Origin of the sequence: Clostridium lentum, assembly GCF_014287815.1 — a bacterium.
GTDB classification, from domain to species: Bacteria; Bacillota; Clostridia; order Clostridiales; family Clostridiaceae; genus Clostridium; species Clostridium lentum.
This window is the reverse complement of the sequence record NZ_JACOOQ010000042.1, coordinates 1-1721: the sequence shown is the minus strand read 5'-3', so window position 1 is coordinate 1721 and position 1721 is coordinate 1. Positions and strand designations below refer to the sequence as shown.

Sequence of the window (1721 nt, the reverse complement as noted above, 5' to 3'; positions counted from 1 at the left end):
CTGCTACTCGAAATATGGACAAACATACCCATATTGAGATTTTTCCTTTTTCAACGTGACCTATTTTGTCTTGATAAACATAGACTACTTTAGTTTGATATATCACTCCAAAGGCGTAAATTCCCGACTTAGCCATCGGTACATATCTATAAAATTTATGCTGTTTTATAGATTTTTGCATCTCTTAAATTAAGACTTGCATTATAATCTCTATCTTCAACATACCCACAATCACAATTGAAAATTCTATCTTTAAGCTTTAAATCTTTTTTTATAGAAGCACATTTATGACATAGTTTACTTGAAGGATAAAATCTATCAACAATTCTTAATTCTATACCCAAAGCATTGCATTTATTGGCTAATTTATTTCTAAATTCATTAAATTTCTGTTGTGCTACTGCTTTAGATAAATGCTTATTCTTCATCATTCCTTTAACATTTAAATCTTCTATCGTAATATAAGATGGTTTGTTTCTCACCACATTACTTACAACTTTATTTATATAATCAGTTCTTATATTGTTAAGTCTTTGATAAAGTATTTGTACCTTAGCTATTTGTTTTTGGATATTTTGTCTAGTAGCTTCTCCCTTCTCTTTTTTATTTCTTATTTTTAAACTTTCATATTTCCTTGAAAGTCTTTTTTGTTCTCTTAATAATTTCTTTTCTAGTTTCCTAACTCTTTGAGTTTTATTTATGTTTTTATAAATGATTTTATCGCTGCAAATAGCAAAATCTTTTACCCCTAAATCAATTCCTATACCTTGATTTGTATTTTTCTGTGGGATATTTTCTACATCTATTATTACAGATACATAATATCTATTTGCTTTCTTTGATACAGTTCCACTAATAATTTTTGAACCTACTGGAATATAGCCATATTCCTTTAACCTTACCTTATTTAAGGTAGGTACCATTATTCTATGTCTATCCACCTTCCAATCGCCTTTATTATTCTTAGGAAAGTATAATTTAACATCACATTTATTTTTCTTTTTAAACTTAGGAAATTTAGCTTGACCTTTAAAAAACCTTTTATAAGCGGTTTCGGCATTTTGTATAGCTTTTTTTCTAGCTTTAGAACCACAATTATTTATCCAAGAGTATTCATCTAAAACTTTGACTTCATTGTTTATATATTTATCAAAATCATTAGCACTCATAAACACCTGTTTCTTATCAATGAATCCATCTTTGTATTTAGTATATAGTTGATTGTTGGTTGATAAATATTCATTATAAAGCCATCTACAAACTCCAATACTTTGTTCAATCTTTTGTATTTGTTTTGTTGTTGGTTTTATTTCTACTTTGTAGGATTTTAGCAATTTCTTCATCCCCTTCTATCTTCTTTTTGTATTTTCTTAATCCGTAAATTCTACAACTAAAAACATGTAAGATTGAAATTATGTCTTGAACTAATTCTTCTTGTGGCGAAAGTAATTCGTTATTTACAACTATTATTTTTACATTATATTTACTCAAAAATCGCTCAAACCAATCATATCCAAAACGAATAAATCTATCTTTATGAGTTACTATAATAGAATCAACTTTGTTTTCCATACACTCTTCAATAAGTTTATTCCATTTTTTACGATTGTAATTCAATCCACTACCTATATCCTCAATTGTTTCATCTACTATTATCCCTTTTGAAGATGTAAAGTTTAAAAGAAATTCTATCTGATTTTTCAAATCATCTTTTTGCCCAT

The 1721-nt window shown here is 27.1% G+C and carries 2 protein-coding genes; both read right to left on the bottom strand.

Going from position 1 to position 1721, the window contains the following annotated elements; all coding sequences use genetic code 11:
• Positions 1-155: 155 nt before the first annotated feature.
• Entirely contained in the window at positions 156-1334 is a 1179-nt protein-coding gene (locus H8R92_RS12950) for an RNA-guided endonuclease InsQ/TnpB family protein (RefSeq protein WP_366461612.1), read from the bottom strand.
• The coding region (locus tag H8R92_RS12945) for an IS607 family transposase (protein ID WP_186835672.1) at positions 1276-1721 on the bottom strand (446 nt) is incomplete at its 5' end. The genes H8R92_RS12950 and H8R92_RS12945, both read right to left, overlap by 59 nt.